The sequence below is a fragment of the Huintestinicola sp. genome, from assembly GCF_050874005.1.
Lineage (GTDB): Bacteria > Bacillota > Clostridia > Oscillospirales > Ruminococcaceae > Huintestinicola.
In genome coordinates this window covers 29,638-47,719 of the sequence record NZ_JBNMJV010000021.1, presented here as the reverse complement: position 1 = coordinate 47,719, position 18,082 = coordinate 29,638, and the positions used below count along the sequence as shown (strand labels likewise).

General features: G+C 46.8%; 18 protein-coding genes. 16 read left to right on the top strand and 2 right to left on the bottom strand.

What is annotated here, in order from left to right:
* Nucleotides 1–349: 349 nt before the first annotated feature.
* The 4 genes from xylA (at nt 350) to ACR0QN_RS08460 (ending at nt 4,319) form a co-directional block, all read left to right on the top strand.
* Nucleotides 350–1,672 (top strand): xylose isomerase, encoded by a 1,323-nt coding sequence (gene xylA, locus ACR0QN_RS08475; protein ID WP_432650773.1) that lies wholly within the window; start codon nt 350–352, stop codon nt 1,670–1,672.
* Nucleotides 1,673–1,741: 69 nt separating this feature from the next.
* Nucleotides 1,742–1,954 (top strand): hypothetical protein, encoded by a 213-nt coding sequence (locus ACR0QN_RS08470; RefSeq protein ID WP_432650771.1) that lies wholly within the window; start codon nt 1,742–1,744, stop codon nt 1,952–1,954.
* Nucleotides 1,951–3,474 carry a xylulokinase gene (gene xylB / locus ACR0QN_RS08465; RefSeq protein ID WP_432650770.1) on the top strand — a complete coding sequence of 508 codons (1,524 nt, stop codon included), beginning with the start codon at nt 1,951–1,953 and terminating at the stop codon, nt 3,472–3,474. Before ACR0QN_RS08470 ends, xylB begins: the two co-directional genes overlap by 4 nt.
* Nucleotides 3,474–4,319 (top strand): alpha/beta fold hydrolase, encoded by an 846-nt coding sequence (locus ACR0QN_RS08460; RefSeq protein ID WP_432650769.1) that lies wholly within the window; start codon nt 3,474–3,476, stop codon nt 4,317–4,319. The genes xylB and ACR0QN_RS08460 overlap by 1 nt, the downstream gene beginning before the upstream one ends.
* A 36-nt stretch (nt 4,320–4,355) precedes the next feature.
* On the opposite strand, the gene ACR0QN_RS08455 is transcribed toward ACR0QN_RS08460, so the two are convergent.
* On the bottom strand, nt 4,356–4,688 hold the full coding sequence (locus ACR0QN_RS08455) for a hypothetical protein (RefSeq protein ID WP_432650768.1): 333 nt from the start codon (nt 4,686–4,688) through the stop codon (nt 4,356–4,358).
* A 233-nt stretch (nt 4,689–4,921) separates the two neighbouring features.
* On the opposite strand from ACR0QN_RS08455, the gene ACR0QN_RS08450 reads away from it, so the two are divergent.
* The 12 genes from ACR0QN_RS08450 (at nt 4,922) to ACR0QN_RS08395 (ending at nt 17,332) form a co-directional block, all read left to right on the top strand.
* On the top strand, nt 4,922–5,107 hold the full coding sequence (locus ACR0QN_RS08450; protein WP_432650767.1) for a DUF951 domain-containing protein: 186 nt from the start codon (nt 4,922–4,924) through the stop codon (nt 5,105–5,107).
* Between the two features lie 3 nt (nt 5,108–5,110).
* Nucleotides 5,111–6,187: a peptide chain release factor 1 gene (prfA, locus tag ACR0QN_RS08445; RefSeq protein ID WP_432650766.1), complete on the top strand. Its 1,077-nt coding sequence runs from the start codon at nt 5,111–5,113 to the stop codon at nt 6,185–6,187.
* Nucleotides 6,180–7,232 carry an L-threonylcarbamoyladenylate synthase gene (locus tag ACR0QN_RS08440; RefSeq protein WP_432650765.1) on the top strand — a complete coding sequence of 351 codons (1,053 nt, stop codon included), beginning with the start codon at nt 6,180–6,182 and terminating at the stop codon, nt 7,230–7,232. The genes prfA and ACR0QN_RS08440 overlap by 8 nt, the downstream gene beginning before the upstream one ends.
* Entirely contained in the window at nt 7,229–7,861 is a 633-nt protein-coding gene (gene coaE / locus ACR0QN_RS08435; protein ID WP_432650764.1) for a dephospho-CoA kinase, read from the top strand. Before ACR0QN_RS08440 ends, coaE begins: the two co-directional genes overlap by 4 nt.
* The gene (locus ACR0QN_RS08430; RefSeq protein ID WP_432650763.1) at nt 7,842–8,429 is read left to right on the top strand and encodes a lytic transglycosylase domain-containing protein; all 588 of its coding nucleotides are present in this window, start codon (nt 7,842–7,844) and stop codon (nt 8,427–8,429) included. Before coaE ends, ACR0QN_RS08430 begins: the two co-directional genes overlap by 20 nt.
* 24 nt (nt 8,430–8,453) lie before the next feature.
* Complete coding sequence (locus ACR0QN_RS08425) at nt 8,454–9,860, top strand: aminopeptidase (RefSeq protein WP_432650762.1); 1,407 nt, start codon at nt 8,454–8,456, stop codon at nt 9,858–9,860.
* Nucleotides 9,861–10,144: 284 nt separating this feature from the next.
* Nucleotides 10,145–11,161: a rod shape-determining protein gene (locus ACR0QN_RS08420; protein WP_432650761.1), complete on the top strand. Its 1,017-nt coding sequence runs from the start codon at nt 10,145–10,147 to the stop codon at nt 11,159–11,161.
* Between the two features lie 20 nt (nt 11,162–11,181).
* On the top strand, nt 11,182–11,616 hold the full coding sequence (locus ACR0QN_RS08415; RefSeq protein ID WP_432650760.1) for a CBS domain-containing protein: 435 nt from the start codon (nt 11,182–11,184) through the stop codon (nt 11,614–11,616).
* Nucleotides 11,613–12,527: an exonuclease domain-containing protein gene (locus ACR0QN_RS08410; RefSeq protein ID WP_432650759.1), complete on the top strand. Its 915-nt coding sequence runs from the start codon at nt 11,613–11,615 to the stop codon at nt 12,525–12,527. Before ACR0QN_RS08415 ends, ACR0QN_RS08410 begins: the two co-directional genes overlap by 4 nt.
* Nucleotides 12,528–12,715: 188 nt before the next feature.
* Nucleotides 12,716–15,202: a bifunctional diguanylate cyclase/phosphodiesterase gene (locus ACR0QN_RS08405; protein ID WP_432650758.1), complete on the top strand. Its 2,487-nt coding sequence runs from the start codon at nt 12,716–12,718 to the stop codon at nt 15,200–15,202.
* Nucleotides 15,203–15,470: 268 nt separating this feature from the next.
* Nucleotides 15,471–15,959 carry an RNA polymerase sigma factor gene (locus ACR0QN_RS08400; protein ID WP_432650757.1) on the top strand — a complete coding sequence of 163 codons (489 nt, stop codon included), beginning with the start codon at nt 15,471–15,473 and terminating at the stop codon, nt 15,957–15,959.
* Nucleotides 15,956–17,332, top strand: a complete 1,377-nt coding sequence (locus ACR0QN_RS08395; RefSeq protein ID WP_432650756.1) for a hypothetical protein — start codon at nt 15,956–15,958, stop codon at nt 17,330–17,332. Before ACR0QN_RS08400 ends, ACR0QN_RS08395 begins: the two co-directional genes overlap by 4 nt.
* A gap of 58 nt (nt 17,333–17,390) precedes the next feature.
* Here ACR0QN_RS08395 and ACR0QN_RS08390 read toward each other — a convergent pair whose 3' ends face one another.
* Entirely contained in the window at nt 17,391–17,969 is a 579-nt protein-coding gene (locus ACR0QN_RS08390) for a PduL/EutD family phosphate acyltransferase (protein ID WP_432650755.1), read from the bottom strand.
* Nucleotides 17,970–18,082 lie beyond the last annotated feature (113 nt).

The following is an 18,082-nucleotide window of genomic DNA, read 5'->3' as shown; positions in this document are numbered from 1 at the left end:
TTTAGCAGGCTGAGCCTGCAGCCGCTCGTTCTGTGATCTTTTCGGGCGGCAGACTGACGGCTCGGTAACGATACAAACACGGTGTCCCAAAATTATGATTTAGCAGGCTGAGCCTGCAGCCGCTCGTTCTGTGATCTTTTCAGATGGCAGACTGACGGCTCGGTAACGATACAAATGCGTTGTCCCCAAATTATGATTTATTGTTTCAAACTGTAAATTTTTATAGCATTTTTACAAAAACCTCTTGACAAGTAACCGATTACAATGTAAAATGTATTTAATACATCACGGATATATTTTCCGTGAAGAAAAAAGTTCAGTTTAAAATTTACATATGGAGGAAAAAACAATGAGCGAGTATTTCAAGAACATCGGCAAAATTCCCTTTGAGGGCAAGAACAGCACCAATCCTTTGGCATTCAAGTACTACAACCCCGATGAGATCGTGGGCGGCAAGACTATGAGAGAGCAGCTCAAGTTTGCTCTTTCCTGGTGGCACACAATGGGCGGCGACGGCACGGATATGTTCGGCTGCGGCACTACAGACAAGAGCTGGGGCGAGACCGATTCAGAGAAGAGAGCTATCGCTAAGGTTGACGCTGCGTTTGAAATAATGGATAAGCTTTCCATTGATTACTACTGCTTCCACGACAGAGACCTTTCTCCCGAGTACGGCTCTCTTGCAGAGACAAATGCTGAGCTTGACAAGGTAGTTGCTTACCTTGAGAAGAAGCAGGCTGAGACAGGCAAGAAGCTTCTCTGGGGTACTGCTAAGTGCTTTGACCACCCCAGATATATGCACGGCGCAGGCACATCTCCTTCCGCTGACGTATTCGCATACGCTGCTGCTCAGATAAAGAAGGCTGTTGAGGCTACAGTTAAGCTTGGCGGTAAGGGCTACGTTTTCTGGGGCGGCAGAGAGGGCTATGAGACCCTTCTCAACACAAATATGTCTCTCGAGCAGGACAATATGGCTCGTCTTATGAGAATGACCGTTGACTATGCACGTTCTATCGGCTACACAGGCGATTTCTACATTGAGCCTAAGCCCAAGGAGCCTACAAAGCATCAGTATGATTTCGATACCGCTACCGTTCTTGGTTTCCTCCGCAAGTATGGTCTTGACAAGGATTTCAAGATGAACATCGAGGCAAACCACGCTACACTTGCTCAGCACACTTTCCAGCACGAGCTTAGAGTTGCAAGAGACAACGGCGTATTCGGCTCCATTGACGCTAACCAGGGCGATATGCTCCTCGGCTGGGATACCGACCAGTTCCCCACAAATATTTATGACGCTACACTCTGTATGTATGAAGTTCTCAAGGCAGGCGGTTTCACAAACGGCGGTCTGAACTTCGACTCCAAGGCAAGAAGAGGCTCCTACACAATGGAGGATATCTTCCACAGCTACATTGCAGGTATGGATACCTTTGCTCTCGGTCTCAAGATCGCTCAGAAAATGATCGATGACGGCAGAATTGACAAGTTTGTTGAAGACAGATATGCTTCCTGGAAGACCGGTATCGGTGCAGACATCATCAGCGGCAAGGCTACTCTTGCAGACCTTGAGAAGTATGCTCTTGAAAAGGGCGAGGTCGTTGACTCCCTCACAAGCGGCAGACAGGAAATGCTTGAGTCTATTCTCAATAACATTATGTTCAGCCTTTGATCTTACATAAAATCTATTTCAGCCCCTGTGCATAACGGGGGCTGATTTTCACAGCGAAGGTGAAGCTTTATGGATATTTTGGGAATAATTGAATACATCAAAGACCTTTTTATCCGTTATGTTCAGCCACATCTCGGGGCAATTTTTAAAATTGCCGCTGTAGTTATTATCGCAATAATTCTGCTTCGGATATTTGTCCCGATGATATGGGAAAATATCCTTGTGGGCATAATCAAAATATCCGACAGAAAAACTAAAAATGAAAAGGAAGATGAAAAATGAGATATGTGATCGGCGTAGACCTTGGCACCAGCGGCACAAAGACCGTTTTGTTTGACGAAAAGGGAACTGTTATTGCCTCTATGACTATAGAATATCCTATGTATCAGCCCAAAAACGGCTATGCGGAGCAGGACCCCGCAGACTGGTACAATGCGGCTGTTAACACCATAAAGGGCGTTATCGCAAAGAGCGGCGTTTCTGCCGATGATATCGTGGGCGTTGGCCTTTCGGGTCAGATGCACGGTCTTGTTATGCTTGATGAAAATAACGATGTTATCAGAAAATCAATCATATGGTGCGACCAGAGAACTGCCGACGAGGTTGAGGAAATGAACCAAAAAATCGGCAGGGAAAAGCTTATCGAGATAACCGCAAATCCCGCTCTTACGGGCTGGACTGCCGCTAAAATTCTTTGGGTGAAGAACAAGGAGCCTGAGAATTTTGCTAAGTGCCGCCACATTCTTCTGCCCAAGGATTACATAAGATTTATGCTTACGGGCGAGTATGCAACCGAAGTGTCCGACGCTTCGGGAATGCAGCTTCTTGATGTTCCCAACCGCTGCTGGAGCAAGGAAATCTGCGACAAGCTGGGCATTGATATGTCTATGCTGGCAAAGGTTTACGAGTCCTGCGAGGTTACGGGAACAATAACCGAAAAGGCGGCTGAGCTTACGGGTCTGAAGGCAGGTACCATCGTTGTGGGCGGTGCAGGTGACAATGCTGCTGCGGCTGTTGGCACGGGCGTTGTGGCTGACGGCAGGGCATTTACCACCATTGGCACAAGCGGAGTTGTTTTTGCTCACACATCAAAGGTGTCCATTGACCCCAAGGGACGTGTGCACACCTGCTGTGCGGCGGTTCCCGGTGCTTGGCATATTATGGGCGTTACCCAGGGTGCGGGACTTTCTCTCAAGTGGTTCAGAGATAATTTCTGTGCTGCCGAAAAGGAAACTGCAAAGTATATGGGCGTGGACGAGTATTATCTTATGGACAAGGAAGCTGAGACTGTTCCCATCGGTGCAAACAGGCTGCTTTATCTGCCTTATCTTATGGGTGAGCGTACTCCTCACCTTGACCCAAATGCAAGAGGAATGTTCTTCGGACTTTCGGCTATGCACACCAAAAAGGAAATGCTGAGAGCTGTTATGGAGGGCGTTGCATATTCTCTCAGAGACTGCGTTGAGATATGCAGGGAAATGGATATCAATGTTTCGGATATGATGGCCTGCGGCGGCGGAGGAAGCTCTCCTCTGTGGAGACAGATGCTTGCAGACCTTTATGCCTGCCCTGTTAAGACTGCTTCGTCAAAGGAGGGACCTGCTCTTGGTGTGGCTATACTTGCGCTTGTTGGTGCGGGCGTTTACAAGAGCGTTCCCGAGGCTTGTGATGTGATTTGCGGTGTTGACAAGGTCCAGGAGCCTATTGCCGAGAACGTTCCCGTTTATGAGAAGTTTTTTAGGCTGTATGACAAGGTTTATCCTGCTGTTAAGGAGCAGATGAGCGAGCCTGCAGGACTGTAATGGAAGAGCTTGACATTAAAACTACTGGTGGAAATATCCACGTTTACAAGCAGGGAAGCGGCGAAAAGAAGATAATTCTTCTTCACGGCAGCGGCTGTGACAGCGCAATGCTTTCCTGGCGTGAGGTAATGGGAAAATTTTCGGATAAATTCACCGTTTACGCTCCCGATCAGCTGGGATACGGAAAAAGCGACAAGCCCGAAAATATGGCAGGGGACAGCTTTTACGATACCCACATTGAAACTCTGAGAGAGCTTGCGGACAGCTTAGGACTTGACAAATTCGCTCTTGCAGGGCTTTCTATGGGCGGCGCTGTGGCTATGGGCTTTGCGCTCAGATACGGGGAAAGGGTGACAGCCCTTTTTCCCGTTGACCCCTGGGGAATTTCCGAAAAGATACCTCTCGGAAAATTTTCACTCTGGTACATTCACAAGACCGACCTTACCTTAAAACAGTTTCGGTGGATAGCGAATTCCCGTTTTATGGCAAAATGGCTTGCGTCATATGCCCTTATCGGGGACAAGAAAAATATCACCGATGAGATAATTGACGATATGCTTGAAGCCTGCCGTGCAGACGGTGCAGGCAAGGCAATGCAGGATTATCAGCGAAGTTCCTGCACCGAAAAGGGAGTATATCCCTATTATGTAAACGAGCTTAGGAGGCTTAAAATGCCTGTGGTTTTCATAAGCGGCGAAAAGGATAATTTAGTGCCCAAGGAGGACGTTATCCGGGCGGCAAAGGAAGTTGGGACTGAGGCTCGTATCCTTAAAAACTGCAAGCACTGGTCTGTTAAGGAAATGCCGGAGGATTTCTGCAGTATAGTTGAAAAAAATATCGGATAAGGCTCGGGGACTGTCTTTATGGCAGTCCCCGAAATTTTATCTTGCCTTGATATCGTGACCGCCCTTGTTCATCAGTGCAGACACCACACGCTTTGCTTCTGAGGGACGGCAGATGATGTCCACCGCCGCAGAAATGCTTTCGGAGCTTTCGCTGTCCGCCGAAACTATACCCGAAAGGGGCGCAACAGGCTGAAAATTGCTGGTATTAAGATTTGAGAAAAATCCCATAGGCGCAAAATCGCCGTCACGATGGACTTTTTTTCTCCGTTCTGTGAGGGAAACGTCAAAAACTCCCTCTCCAAGACTGCGTATCGCTGAAGCGGCAAATTCTGCGATGTCCACCGAATCAAACTGTGCCGTAATTCTCATAATTATCGTGTTCCTTTCAAAAAATCTTTCCGAAAATAAGTTTGCCCGAGACAGGACAAAATAATCGCACTAAGACAATACTTGTTAAAATGAACAAAAATCATCAGCAAATTTATGTGCAATTCCGTATTTTTAGATTTATTCGCAAATTAAGCGAAAAAAAGTTGCACAATGCAGGGGAAATGTGGTATAATAAAAATTACTAATGTGATTTTGCAAAAAGGAGGCAGCCTATGGATATCCGTGTGGGAGACGTGCTTACAATGAAGAAAAATCACCCCTGCGGCTCAAAGCAGATGACCGTACTGCGGTCGGGGATGGATTTCAAGCTGAGATGTACAGGCTGCGGCAGGGAATTTATGGTCCCCAGAAGCAAAATTGAAAAAAACATCAAGGCTGTGAGCCGAGACGAGGAGTAACCGATGTTTGAGAAACTGAAACTTACAGAGGACAGATTTGAGGAAATAAGCGAAAAACTCAGCAGTCCCGATATAATAAGCGACAATGAGCTTTACGCAAAGCTGATGAAGGAATATAAATCCCTTACTCCCATTGTTGAGAAATACCGTGAATACACCGCTGCCGTAAATGACCGTGACGAGGCAAAGGAGCTTCTTGAGGAAAGCGGCATTGACAAGGAAATGAAGGAGCTTGCCAGAGCGGAGCTTGATGACGCCGAGGAGCGAATCGGCACGATTTCCGAGGAGCTGAAAATACTCCTTATCCCCAAGGACCCCAACGATGACAAGAACGTTATCATCGAGATACGCGGCGGCGCAGGCGGCGACGAGGCTTCGCTGTTTGCCAATTCTCTTTTCAGAATGTATTCGATGTACGGCGAAGCACGCAGGTGGAAGATAGATATCCTTAACGCAAATCCCACGGAGCTTGGCGGCTTTAAGGAAATATCCTTCAGCATCGAGGGCGAGGGCGCATATTCGAGACTAAAATACGAAAGCGGCGTTCACCGTGTCCAGCGAGTTCCCGAGACCGAATCTCAGGGACGTATACACACCTCTACCGTTACCGTAGCGGTGCTTCCCGAGGCGGACGAGGTGGAGCTTGAAATAAATCCTGCGGACATAAAGACCGATGTGTTCAGAGCTTCGGGAGCAGGCGGTCAGCATATCAACAAAACCGAATCGGCTGTGAGACTTACCCATATTCCAACAGGTCTTGTGGTGGAATGTCAGGACGAGCGAAGCCAGTATAAAAACAAGGATAAGGCAATGAAGATACTCCGCAGCCGCCTTTTCGACAAGCTTACTCAGGAGCAGAATGACAAGATCGCTTCTGACAGACGTTCGCAGGTGGGAACGGGCAGCCGTTCCGAGCGTATTCGCACCTATAATTTCCCCGAAGGCCGAGTTACCGACCACAGGATAGGACTTACCATCTACAGGCTCGAACATATCCTTAACGGCAATATGGACGAGATAATAGACGCTCTCGCAACGGCGGATCAGGCTGCAAAGCTTTCCGCACAGGGCGATGAGTAACATTAAGGAACATCAGACTATGAACTACGATACACAAATGCTTTCCTCCTCCGAGGAGGATATAGAAAAGGCGGCGGCTCTTCTGCGTGAGGGCAAGGTTGTTGGTATCCCCACCGAAACGGTCTACGGGCTTGCCGCCGACGCACTTAACAGCACCGCTGTTTCCGAAATATTCAAAGCAAAGGGCAGACCCCAGGATAATCCGCTTATCGTACATATCGGAGAGTTTTCGGACATATATAAATATGTGACCGAAGTGCCCGAAAATGCGGATAAGCTTGCAAAGGCATTCTGGCCGGGACCTCTTACTATGGTGCTGCCCAAGCGGGATATAATCCCGATGACCACAAGCGGCGGACTTGATACGGTGGGTATCCGTTTTCCCGTTCACCCCGTCGCACGGGAGATAATACGCAGAAGCGGAACAGCTCTTGCGGCTCCCTCCGCAAACCTTTCGGGCAGCCCAAGCCCCACCACGGCAATGCACGTTTACAATGATATGAACGGCAGGATATCCGCCATAGTTGACGGAGGAGACTGTGCTGTGGGCGTTGAGTCTACAGTCGTTTCCTTTGATAAGGACGGAAGAGTAAGGCTTCTCCGCCCGGGATTTGTGTCCCTTGAGGATATAAAGGGCATAGTGGGGGAGGGTAATGCTGTGTGTGCCAAGGGAGTTACCGAGAAAATTTCCGATGGTGAAAAGGTGCTTTCTCCCGGAATGAAGTACAAGCATTATTCCCCGAAGGCAAATGTGACTATCCTCTGCGGCACGATCGAGCAGTTTACAAAGTATGTTTCTGCTCATAACGGCGACAGAGTCTGCTCTATGATATTCGATTCGGACGCAAATGGTTTTCCATTTAAGTACATCACCTACGGCGACACTTCCGAGAAGCAGGCAAGGGAGCTTTTTGCAGTTCTCAGAAGCCTTGACGATATGGGAGCAGAGCAGGTTTATGCAAGATGTCCCGAGCAGACGGGAGTGGGTCTTGCAGTCTATAACAGGCTGCTCAGAGCCGCAGGATTTGAGGTGGTGAACCTTTGAACGGCACACGAGCAAGGGTGACGGGTCTTACAGGACAGAGCGGCGCAGGAAAGACCACCGTAAGCAAAGTCTTTGCACAAAACGGCTTTGCTGTCATTGACGCAGACATCATATCCAGAGAAGTCACCGAAAAGGGACAGCCCTGTTTAAAGGAGCTTGCCGAGGCATTCGGCGGGGATATCATAAACTCTGACGGCACTCTTAACAGAAAGTGTCTGGGGGGCATAGTTTTCTCCGACAGAGAGAAGCTCAGGCAGTTAAATGGCATCATCTATCCCTACATAATCTATAGGATAATCAGCCGTATAGACGAGCTTTCCGAACAGGGAGAGGAGCTTATTCTTCTTGACGCACCCACTCTGTTCGAGGCTAATGCGGACGATCTCTGCGACCTTATCATAAGCGTCACCGCAGACGAGGACATAAGGCTCAGACGGATAATCGCCCGTGACAATATTACCCCCGAAGCGGCAAAAAAGCGTTTTGAGTCCCAGTATTCTGAGCATTTTTTTGTAAACCATTCGGATTTTGTGATAAAAAACAATAAAACTCCCGACGTCCTTGCCGCAAAGGCTGAGGAGGTCGCAGGCAAGATCAAGGAGTATTACAATGCCAAAGCAAACGGATAAAACCCCGGGCAGGAAAAGGAAAAGAAGCCCCGTACTGCCGCTTCTGCTGATAATTCTGCTGGGGATAGGGATATATAAGATCCCCGACCTGTGCAGAGCCTATATTTATCCCCGGAAGTACAGCGAATATGTGGAGAAATATTCCTCAAAATACGATATGGACAGCAATTTTATCTATGCAGTCATAAAGACCGAGAGCAATTTTGACCCTTCCGCCGAGTCGGACGTGGGCGCAAGAGGACTTATGCAGCTTATGGAGGACGCATATGACTGGGTAGGCTACCGTATGAAGGACGGTCGGGAGATAGACTATGACCATATGTTTGTCCCCGAGTATAATATCGAGTACGGCACATATCTGCTGATGTTCCTATACAATGAGTACGGCGACTATGAGACCGCTCTTGCCGCCTATCATTCGGGAAGGGGAAACGTGAACAAGTGGCTGGAGGACAGCGAACTCAGCTCCGACGGAAAAACACTTGATGATATCCCCTCATCTGCCACAAAGCATTATGTAAATAAGGTTATGAACGCATATTCCGCATATAATAACCTGTATAAATAATCGAAATGAAAGGAAGTATTTAAAATGGAAAAGGAAAAATCAGCTGCAAAGCTTTTGCAGGAAAAGCTCTGCGTACAGAGAAAGAACGGCGTTCTCAGAACTTCCGAGGAGGATATGAAGCTCTGCGATGAATACTGCGAAAGCTACAAGAGCTTTATGGACACCGCAAAGATAGAGCGTGAAGCTGTGGAATTTGCGGAAGCAGCCGCAGTCAAGGCAGGCTACAAGCCCTTTGAGAAAAATATGTCTCTCAAAGCGGGAGATAAGGTATACTATGTAAACCGCAAAAAGGCAGTTATCCTTGCATATATAGGCAAGGAACCTGTTTCCGAGGGAGTTCATATCGCAGCAGCTCATATTGATTCACCCCGTCTTGACCTCAAGCAGAATCCACTTTATGAAAATGACGAGACCGCATATTTCAAGACTCATTACTATGGCGGTATCAAGAAATATCAGTGGGGAACCATTCCCCTTGCCCTCCACGGCGTTATCGTTAAAGCGGACGGAACTTCCGTAAGAGTAAGCATAGGCGAGGACGAGAGCGACCCTGTTTTCTGCGTTACCGACCTTCTTCCTCATCTTGCCCAGGAGCAGATGAAGCGCAGCGCAGGGGAGATACTCAAAGGCGAGGAGCTTAACATTCTCATCGGTTCCCGTCCTTTCAGAGACGATGATGTGAGCGAAAAGGTAAAGCTCAATATTATGTCTCTGCTTAATGAAAAATACGGCATTACCGAGTCGGACTTTGTTTCCGCCGAGCTTGAAGCCGTTCCTGCTCTCAAGGCAAGGGATATAGGCTTTGACGGAAGTATGATAGGCGCATACGGTCACGATGACAAGGTATGTGCATACACCGCCCTCACCGCCCTTCTGGACTGCAAAGAGACGCCTCAGAAGACAGCAGTCGTTGTCCTCACCGACAAGGAGGAAACAGGCTCCGACGGAAATACGGGACTTCGTTCCTCTTATCTCAAGTATTTTATCCACGACCTGGCAGAGTGCTTCGGAATGGACGGCAGAACGGTCCTCAGCCGTTCCGAGTGCCTTTCCGCAGATGTAAACGCCGCATTCGACCCTACCTTCCCCGATGTTGTTGAGCGCAGGAATGCCGCATTTATTAACTATGGCGTTGTGGTCACAAAGTTTACGGGTTCAAGAGGAAAGTCGGGAACTTCGGACGCTTCTGCCGAGTTTGTGGGCAGAGTGAGAAAGCTTATGGACGATAACAACGTTGTATGGCAGACAGGCGAGCTTGGCAAGGTAGACCTTGGCGGCGGCGGAACGGTCGCTGCATATATCGCAAATCTGAACGTTGACACCATTGACGTGGGCGTTCCCGTGCTCTGTATGCACGCACCCTACGAGATAGTTTCAAAGCTGGACGTTTATATGACCTATAAGGCATTTGTAAGCTTCCTTTCCGAATAAAAAGTGTTTTTTGCTTCTGCGGAGGATATTTTTCTTCCGCAGAATTTTTTTCTATTGACATTATGTAAAACAAAGGTTATAATTAAATTGAATAACTGTGTAAGCGGCATATTAACTGAGCCATAAAAAGCAGACAGCTGAAAAAAACAAGAAATAGAGTTAAAAAAATTGCAGGTATATGCATATTCTTGCTTCTTGCCTCTTGCTTCTTACAAAATATATTCCAAATCGTATCAAATCGGGATAGAATAAAAAAATAAATGTCAGAGAAGGTAATATTCTAAATGGATATAGGAATAGATTTAGGTACCGCCAATATTATGATAAGTATGGAAAACAAGGGCGTTGTTTTCTATGAGCCTGCGGTTGTTGCATTTAACAAGAAAACCAGCGAGATAATCGCTGTGGGTATGGAAGCCTACAAAATGATAGGCAAAGCTCCCGACTATATTGCGGTCATACGTCCTCTGTGCGACGGTGTCATCTCGGATTACGATATGACCGAAAGCCTTGTGAGAGAGTGCATACACAGAGTGACCGGCAGGCAGATGCTTATGCCGAGGATAGTAATGTGCGTACCCTCTCTAATAACCGATGTTGAAAGCAGAGCAGTTATAGAAGCTGCCCGTCAGGCAGGAGCGCAGAAGGTTTTTCTTATAGAAGAGCCTGTGGCGGCTTTGATGGGCGCAGGAATAGATATTGCCAAGGCAAGCGGAAGAATGGTTGTGGATATCGGCGGCGGCACAACAGATATTGCAGTAATGTCAATGAACGGTATCGTTGCTAAAAATTCCGTAAAGCTTGCAGGCAATAAGATAGACGCCGCAATTATCAAATACGTCCAGAACAAATACCGCATACTTATCGGCGAGCGCACAGCCGAAAACGCCAAAATAACCCTTGCGCAGGTCTATGCCCCCGACGGAAGCAGGGAAATGACAGTCAAGGGAAGAAATCTTGTAACAGGTCTTCCGGCTCAGGTGAAGCTGACCGATTACGATATCTATAAAGCCATAATCGACATAGCCAATGAGATCATAGACGCTGTCAAGGGCGTTCTTGAGATCACTCCTCCCGAGCTTGCGGGCGATATCCACTCAAACGGTATCGTGCTTACAGGCGGCGGCGCACTTATCGGCGGTCTTGACAAGCTTATCGAGCAGGAGACAAAGATACACACCTACAGCGCCGACGATCCCCTTCGCTGTGTGGCACGGGGCACAAGCCTTGCGTTTAAACATCTTGACACTCTGCTTGACGGATTTGAGAGGATATCTCTTTACGGCTACAGCGAGATATGATAACAGAAAGGAATAAAAATATGAATACAGCAATGCTTTTAAAGCCCAAGTCAATGGTTGCATATATTTACGGAGACCTTTCCGCAGGAGACGGACTTCGTGAGTTTATAGAACACGGTTTTACCGCTGTTCCCGTTATAGACAGGGACGGAATGTACATAGGAGTTGTCAGCGAACGTGATTTTCTCTATCGTATTCTTGAGACAAAAAGCGTTGAAGCAATAAGCGCCGACGATCTCACCGTTGCAGACTTGGCAGATTGTTCCCGATTTGAATCAGTAACCATCGACGCAGACGTAGCTACCCTTTTCAATCGGATAATCGAGCAGAACTTTGTTCCCGTAGTGGACAGCAGAGGAATGTTTTCGGGGATCGTGACCCGAAAGGACGTACTGATGCGTATGGACTGCAAGCTGAAGCAGGCGGACAACAGCCGAAAGGAACTGATGATTTGAATTATATCTTTCTTGATATGGAGTGGAATCAGCCCCACGGAAAATCCAATACCGTAACCGTGCCTGTCCCTCTCCACGGAGAGATAATCAGGATAGGCGCCGTAAAAATAGATGAAAATATGCAGGAGACCGACCGTATCCACTTTTGTGTTATCCCAAAGTACTATAAGAAAATGAACTCGACGGTGAAAAGGGTAACAGGGCTATCTGGTGCGTCTATAACCTTCGGTCAGAAATTTCCCGAGGCATATAAACGCTTTGCGGAATGGTGCGGAGAGGACTGCGTGATACTCACCTGGGGCAGCGAGGACGAAAAAATGCTGGATACCAATCTTATGGTACATAAAATGAGAATGTCCCACCCGAAATTCTATGACCTTCAGCAGATATTTGCCCGCCGCATAATGGAGGACAGCAGGCAGTATTCTCTGATGGCAGCCCTTGAGCATTACGGGATATCCTGCGAGCTGAAAGCCCACGATGCTCTTAACGATGCCGTCTACTGTGCGAGGATAGGGCTGAGAATGGACTTTTCACGCTATCTTGAGGGTTATGATGATATGCTCAGAGAAGCGGCAGAGGAGAAGCAGGAGAAATATTTCCGCACATTTATGAATGTGAAAAGCATTGAAGCGGCGATGTCAAGCAGGCGAATAACCTTTTGCCGCTGTCCGAAATGCCGCAGGATAATGAAGCGTGAAAAATGGGTTTTCTACAGCGAGACCTCAGTTATCAACTGCTGTGAATGTAAGGATCACGGAGAATATTACGTCCGGATAAAAATGAAAAAGTGTCCTGACGGCACCTATGCGGTGACAAAAAAATACACCCGTATGACTGCTGAATACAGAGATTTTTATCATCGCTCCGCAGTTCTGGAAAAGCAGTATAAGGAGACGGTGGCTCTTTAAGATTTTACAACGTATTCAAAACAAACGAAAAAGGCGTTAATTTTTTGTTAAAGAGTACAATGTTTTAACATTCCTCTTGAAAAAATTAAATTTGTATGATATACTTATAAATATATGAATGTACGGTACGGCCATTGTTATCCGTAAGCTTTATCTTTTGCGGGGGACCCGCAGGAACGGGGAAATTTATGATAAAAAATGCTTTCAAGGCAAGCTTTATTAAACGAATAATTTCGCTTCTAATTCTTTTTAATGTTATTTTTGTCATCCTGTTTATGGGAATGACATTTATCATAACCAAAAGCAACATCAGCAGCGATGTCAATTCGGTAATGGTCAATTCATCAGAGTCGGCTTCGGACGCTGTTTCGGAGTATATAAGCAGTATGTCCGACAGTCTGCGGATATTTGCGGGAAGCGGCGATACTGCTAAGCTTCTTAACAGTCCCGAAACAGCGGACAGCAGCTCTGTACTTGAGGATATGGACAAGCTTATGTCTTCTTACGGCAGACCTATGGCGATATGGTGTGTTTCGGAAAGAAACGGCGGATATTTTGCTGACGGCGGCGTGTCCGGAACTATTTTCCCGGAGGATTACGAGTGGTTTTCCGACGCAGAAAAATCTTCATCGGATAATCCGATAGTTTATGTAATAAACGACTCATACAAGCGTTTTGTGGAATGTGATTCGCAGATCGTGCTTGTAATGCCCGTAAGGTATGACGGAGATTTTGTAGGCTGTGCAGGAATTGAACTTTCGGCAGATATGATCTCGGAAAATATTTCCCACCGGATATATACGGAGGGCGTTTACTCCGCTGTTCTTGACCAGTCGAACAATATAATTTGTGAGCCGAAAGACGACGAAAGAGTTAACGAGATTATCGGAAATGCGGAAGAAGGTCTCAGTTCGCTTGCAGCTGATACTTCAACATATGGTTCTATAATTGAGTTCAAGTCAGGGAAAACCACAAGCTACGCTCTGTGTCAGGTCTCCTGCGGCGGTCTCAGAGTGCTTACCGTGTTTGACGGCAGGGTAGCAGACGGAAGCTTTACAAAAATGTATTCCCAGCAGATAATTATCCTTGCCTGTCTTTTCGTCCTTGAGCTTATCGCAACTCTGAATGTTATCCGTCACGAGGCAAAGGATATCCCCGAGATATCAAATTCCATAGCAGAGATATCTGCCGGAAACTACAATTTCCGCATAAATTCCTCTTCTGAAAACGAGATAGGGCTCATTGCAAAATCCGTTGACGATCTTGCCCAGACATTGCAGGATAAAAATGCCGTCATTGAGGATTATATGACTCTTGACCCAACCACAGGACTTCAGAACCGCTACAAGCTTTACGAGTACATAGAGGATCTTATGGTGAGCAGGGACGAGTCAAGAAAGAGATTTGCTCTGCTGTTTATAGATATCGACAATTTCAAGTGGATAACCGAAACCCTCGGTCATCGTCACGGCGACGAGTTCCTTAAAATATTCGGTCAGCGCCTTAAAACCGTTGTGCCCAGAGTATTCAGATTCAGCGGCGATGAATTTGTTATCCTTGCTGACCTGAATGACGATTTCGGAATAATAGACGAACTTATCAGAAACCTCCGCAACGAGTTTATCGAACCTGTGGAGATACTTAATGACAAGCTTTACGTGCAGTTTTCCGTAGGTATCTCCATCTATCCCGATGATGATACCAATCCCGATATGCTGCTCAGAGACGCAGATATCGCTATGAGTCGTGCAAAGGAAAAGGGCAAGGGAAGAACATCTTATTATAATGCTTCTCTGCACCAGACCGTGCTCAGCAAGGCAACTATCGCCCAGAAGCTGAACAAGGCTCTTGAAAACAATGAAATGTTCCTTAATTTCCAGCCTATAATCTCCGTTCAGAACGGCGATATCCACGGCTTTGAAGTGCTTGTAAGATGGGAGTCCGAGGAGCTTGGAAGCGTTCCGCCCTTTACCTTCGTGCAGATAGCCGAGGAGACAGGTGCTATCGTTGAGATCGGAACCTGGATATTTGAAACAGGCTGCCGCTTCCTCAAGCGAATGAACGAGATAAACCCCGACATCATAATGTCCATAAATGTTTCTCCCGTTCAGCTCAAGCGTAAGGATTTCCTTGACAAGGTCCGCCGCACGATCAACGTTTTCCAGGTAAATCCCGCAAACATTCAGATAGAGATCACCGAAACAAGCCTCGTGGAATTTATCGACGGCAACAACGATACAATACAGAAGCTTGCGGATATGGGTATTGCCCTTGCTCTTGACGACTTTGGTACAGGCTACTCGTCATTCGGATATCTGAAGGATATGCCTATCAAGACCCTTAAAGTTGATAAATCCTTCGTTGACGAGATATGCAGCAAGCACAAGGATTACCAGATCACAGGCTCTATCATTGATATGGTGAAGAACCTTGGCATCAAGACTGTGGTGGAGGGCGTTGAGTCCATCGAGCAGTACAATATCCTTGCAGAAATGAAGTGCGATTATATCCAGGGCTTCCTTATGAGCAAGCCGCTGAACGCTTCGGACGCTATGGAGTTTGTGGAGACATACGAGGAGCTTCATAAACCCAGCAGACGCTCTCTTGAGGAAAATTCCCATAAGCTGGCAGTTGAAAGGCTTGAACGGGAAAAGCACCGTGCAGAGCAGGCGTAAATAATACGTATCACAATGGAGCTGCTGCGGCTGCACAGCTCCATTGCTTTACTGATATTATAGCACAAAAGTGCTGATTTGTCAATATGATTGTAGAACATATTTGCGATATCGCTGCATTTTGTAATAAATGATAAATATGTTCTGATATTTTTGTGAAAAATAGCACATATATTTTTAAGCAAAAAAATTTTATGGAAAAGTGTAACATATCCGTCCCCTCAGGTGTATTATTATCAGAGGGACAAAAAAGGGGGTGAGCCTGTCAATGAACAACAGCGAAGAACAGCGTTTCCGCAGATGCTTTGAGGAGTACAGCAGAATGGTCTATTCTGTGGCGTTTACAATGATGAAAAACAGCGCCGACGCCAATGACGTTATGCAGGACGTGTTTCTGAAATACTATCAGAATATGGACAAGCTCACCGACGAGGCTCACATAAGGCCCTGGCTCATAACCGTAACAATGAACACCTGCCGCAACGATCTCCGCTCAGGCTGGTTTACACGGACGATACACAGAGACGAGCCTGAGGAGGGCAGCTATGAGCAGGATTTCGGAGAAAAGAGCGACCTTTTCTATGCGGTGATGGAGCTTCCCGAAAAGGAGCGAGTGCCTCTCCACCTGTTTTACTATGAAGGCTGCACCACAGCGGAAATAGCGAAGCTTCTGAAAATGAAGGAATCAACGGTCAGGGTAAGGATAATGCGGGGAAGAGAAAAGCTGAAAAAAATATTAAAGGAGGAAACGGTATGAGCAGGAACAGAAAATATATCGAACAGTTTGACCGAAATGCAGGCAAGCCCTCCGATTTTGACAGCCTCTTTAAATTTGAAAAGGGCGAGCTTATCGCCAAGCGTAAGATAAGAGTAAAAAGCACCCGAAGCCGCATTGCCGCAATGTGTTCGGCAGCCGCCGTAATAGGGATAGCCGCCTTTGCCGCTCTGGCATATATAAATACCAAGGGAATTGCTTCCGATACGGTAATGAGCAGGAGCACAGGCGACGCTTCACCCGAGCTTACCGCATATATCGAGGAAAACGGTTCACAAACAATGCTGTCATCATTTATCGACAGATTTGAATATGAGGTTACGGGAGACCGGAGCGGCAATGCCGAGCTTTTATGGAATTACAGTCCCGATACGGATACTCAGAATGCATATAACACCGACTGGCAGACAGTAATGAGGTTCAGGGTCGTTTCCAAAAAGTACACAAACGGTAAGATAGTTTATTGCATAAAGCCATTGGAGTGTTATGCGGAGGAGGAATTTTCACAAACCTTAAACAGCTTTGAAAAAGAGACTATCACATTTTCTGTACCCGCCTATGACCTCAGAGAGCTTCAGACGGGCAAGGAATACATTATGCCTTTTCTGGCTTATAATCTGGCTAACAATGATGCCGTGTTTCACGCCTACAACACAGGTTATTTTGCCGAGAAAAAGGACAAAGGCTGGCTTATCTATAACTGCGGAGTGTACCGTTCGGAGCTTTTTGAAGCAATGGAAGCGGATACCGAAGAGGTATCCGATAACAGAACAGGAACAGGCATCTATCATCTTGAGTCTTCCGATGAAAAGATGAGCGAGAAGATAAGAACTTTCCTTGAGAGCCAAAATACGGTCTATTATCACACGGAATTTGACAGCAGTACGGCGCAGGCAAAGCTTGACGATATCCTGCCGAAAGCCGAATTTGAAAAGGTGCGGTACAGCGTAAAGGAAACAGGAGAGTCGGACAAGACGCTTCTTATCCTCGACAATGAGCAGTATTTCTCCCTTATGCCCAATATCTCGGGAGATGTTGTCTTTGCGGGCACTTCTCTTAACGGCGGAATGTGCGCCGCTGTGGAGCTTGCTTATAACGGAGAGCCGACAGAGGAGTGTTATTGCCGTACAATTCTTATGTCGGGCTTAAACGAACTGTATGTCTCGACAGGGGACAGCATTGATGAAAATACTGTTATCGGCGTATGCGGAAATGAACCCGTATATATGCAGTTTATTGACAATAACGGTATGCCTATGGAGATAGAATTCAGTTATGATATCTCAGAGGAGACATCGGTTTCGGCAGTGGACGAAGTGATCATTGCCTACTACGATGAAGAAATATCCGAATAAACAAAAAACAGGCTTCTGCATTTTCGTGCAGAAGCCTGAAAGCTTATGTATCAGTAAATCAAGCCTTGTAAATTGTTCCTGTAAGACCGGGGTGAGCGGAAATAGCATTTGCCTCATCGGTGTCTATGTGCATAGCTCTTGCGAACTTGTCGGAAACACGGCAAACAACGTCGCCAAGGATAGCCTTTCTTCCGTCTGTGTCGATCTTCACCCAAACAACGTCCTTGTCCTTAACGCCAAGCTCCTCAGCGTCAGCGGGAGTAAGATGAATGTGGCGCTTTGCAACGATAACGCCCTCGGAAAGCTCAACCTCGCCGCAGGGACCAACCAGCTTGCAGGCACCCGAACCTGCAACGTCACCGCTCTCTCTGATAGGAGCAGCAATGCCGATAGAACGTGCGTCTGTAGCGGAAAGCTCCACCTGATTTGCGCTTCTTACGGGGCCAAGGATAGAAACGTTTGCGAGAGACTTCTTAGGACCTACTACCTCAACTCTTTCCTCACAGGCAAACTGACCGGGCTGGGAAAGATCCTTTTTCTTTGTGAGAGTGGCGCCCTTGCCGAAAAGCACCTCAAGAGCCTCCTGAGTTACGTGTACGTGACGTGCGGAGGTTTCAACGATAAATTCTGCTGACATATTAAATACCAACCTTTCAATTTATATGGAAAATCCGTCAGTTACAGGCGAATTTTGCCAAGTCTATACTAATTATACCACTCGTAAGAAAAATGTCAAGTGCTGAGAAGTAA